This is a genomic window from Burkholderia sp. BC1, from assembly GCF_052683555.1.
Map to the genome: position 1 here is coordinate 1 of NZ_JBQYLP010000154.1, position 2801 is coordinate 2801.

General features: G+C 54.1%; 2 protein-coding genes. Both read left to right on the top strand.

Annotation, left to right across the window (positions count from 1 at the left end; translation table 11 throughout):
* The first annotated feature begins 128 nt into the window (after positions 1-128).
* A complete protein-coding gene (locus tag ACSHSS_RS29960) occupies positions 129-725 on the top strand; it encodes a TOPRIM nucleotidyl transferase/hydrolase domain-containing protein (protein ID WP_445545954.1) in 597 nt (198 codons plus the stop codon).
* An 82-nt stretch (positions 726-807) separates the two neighbouring features.
* On the top strand, positions 808-2766 hold the full coding sequence (locus ACSHSS_RS29965) for an nSTAND3 domain-containing NTPase (protein WP_445545955.1): 1959 nt from the start codon (positions 808-810) through the stop codon (positions 2764-2766).
* Positions 2767-2801 lie beyond the last annotated feature (35 nt).

Consider the following 2801-nt stretch of genomic DNA (forward strand, 5'->3'; position numbering starts at 1 on the left):
TGTCATCAACCTAACGGTGTCCGCGTGTCCTGAGTTACAGGGGCAACTCCACTTCTACCCAAGTGGCATGCTGCACTCATTCACCAGTGTTCCTTGATATCGCCACCAAATATCGAGCTATCGTTAGGATGTTCAAGACGCCACAAGGTGACGCGGCTGCGCATCAGGTGACCCAAGATCTCTTTCCCGGGCAACCTCTCCAAGCCGACAGGCAGCGACTGAATACTGTGGCACGCTTCGATCCTACCGTGAACGAGCTTTTCTTCGCCAAACGGGTCGTACTTATGGAGGAATTTAGCGCTATTGCAGCTTTCGAGCGAGGCGCAGAGCTAATGGGACTGTTCGAACGACATCTACGACTTCGGCGCGAGGTGTCGCTTGTGGACTGCAACGGCAAATCGAACGTCCCAGCGTTTCAGCGCGTGCTGAACGCATTCAACATCCCCTATCGCGTACTGCACGACGAGGATCCTGGCAATCCGGCCGAGCAGGCAAACAACCAGAATATTCTCGCCCTGTTAGTCGCTGGTGCCAATCAACGGCATTTGGTTGCGCCAGATCTGGAGGGCCTCTTGGGATATCAAGCGCCTCGCAAAAACAAGCCTTTTCTAGCCGTCAGGACCGTGGAAGATCTCCATGCCCAAGGCCAGCTACCAGCTGCGTTTCGGGAGGCCGTTTGCATGGCCTACTTTGGTCAAACTGCCGAACCGCTGCCGCTTCCCTGATCGCTGAACTCTCCAAATTAAGTTTGCAGGCAAGCTAACGAGTGATGTGTTGGGCTGGTGAAGTTGAAGGGGAAAAATGTGTATGGAAGACTTTAAATCGACTCCTCAGGCACCGAATGTATTTCTCGCGTTAAATACGCTAGGCTGGAAGGCCTTTCAAGATCTTTGCGCCCAAGTATGTGAGGTAGCGTTCAACCGTACCGTTTCAGTTTATCGCGAAGCGCAAGATGGTGGGCAGGATGCTGTCTTCATGCTTCCCGCAAGGGACAGGCGTGACCAATCCACTGAAGCAACTGTCCAATGCAAATTCAGTAGTCGGGCAGACGGCAGGCTGAGACCATCCGATATATCCGGCGAATTGGATACTGTCAGGAACCTTGTTTCCGCCGGCAAAGCATCTGTCTACTACTTCATTACCAACCTTGGCATAGATGCTCCCGTAGCGTCGGAGATTCGAGACGCGCTGACTGAAGCCGGGGTTCTTGAGCCTCACGTTCTTGGGCGCGAGTGGCTCACGCTTCAAATTAAAAGCAGCTCGCGACTACGGGCGTTAGTGCCACGCGTCTACGGCTTGGGTGATCTATCAACTATTGTCGACGAAAGATGTGCAGCGCAAACGGAAGCCCTTCTCGGACACTTATTGCCAAGCTTGAAAGTTTATGTGCCCACCGGGGCGCACAGGACTGCCGTCCGAGCGCTCGGCGAACACAAGTTCGTTTTGCTATTGGGTTCTCCCGCCGCGGGCAAGTCAACGCTGGCGGCAATTCTGGCAACCACCGCGATAGACAGCGAACATCATCAAACTTTCAAGTGTGAAGGCCCTCTTGAGCTACGATCCCGTTGGAATCCGCATGAGCGAAATCGCTTGTTCTGGATAGACGATGCCTTCGGTCCGAATCAGCTGAGAGATGACTATGTCGACGCTTGGATCGAATTTATGCCGAAAATGAAGGCAGCGATTGAATTGGGCAATCACTTTATCCTCACGTCCCGTACACACATTTGGAATGCGGCAAAGCACAAGCTCGGCACCAGAAATCACCCCCTTCTTGCGGATGGTCGGGCGGTCGTGGACGTAGGTTGGCTCAGTCCCGAGGAGCGGCAGCAGATCTTGTACAACCACATAAAGGCCGGAATCCAGACGAAGACTTGGAAGCAGGCGGTGAAGCCTCACCTGCAAAGCTTGGCCGAACAGCCTTACTTGCTTCCAGAAATCGCGCGAAGATTAGGGGATTCGAGCTACACAACCGGCGTAAAGTCGCTGCCCGACGATCTATTTCGTTTTGTGCATGAGCCTCAGGAATTCCTAAAGGAAACGATTCTCGAACTCACAGCCGCGCAGCAAGCGGCGATGACGTCCGTTTTTCTTGCTCGCTCCGTGCTCCCTGATCACTCGGCCGGCGATTCGGAGTGTAAGGTGGCCGCGGACAAATTTGGAGTGCCGGTTGCGTCCGTCATCGAAGCACTGGGCCAGCTTCAAGGCGTTTTCTTGCTAAAACGCTTGGAAAGCGGGCAAATGTGTTGGGGATTCGTTCATCCTACGTTCGCAGACGCGATAAGCAGCATCCTGAGTGTTAGGTCAGATTTGGTCGGCCTATACGTTCGCGGCACACGCCTTGAAAACCTACTCAGCGAAGCCGTCTGCGAAGGAGCACCAAGCGTGCGCGACGCTGTAGTAGTGCCTGCTACGAGCTTCGACAATCTAATCGGACGCTTAGCCGATGCGCCGGATGCGGCAGGACTTAATGAGAAATTGTTTCTATTTTTGGTGGGGCGATGTCCGGAGTCTGTGGCCAACAAGGTCCTCGAACTCGACCCCTCCATTCTAAGAAGGCACGGCGACGAACGTTCCTGGCATAAGGTCGAGTGGAACAATCGTATTCGACTCCACGGGCTTGCTCATCGACTTGGAGTGCTGGAGGACAGTGTGCGTTTGGCAACGAGCGACGAGCTCCAAGAAGCAGCACTTCGCAATCTCGACCTGTCTTTCCTCCAGGACGACGACTTGCTCCGGCTTATTCCTCCTCTAGGGAAACGCTGATCAATGGACCAACTTCCGAAGTTGCAGGCGAGATG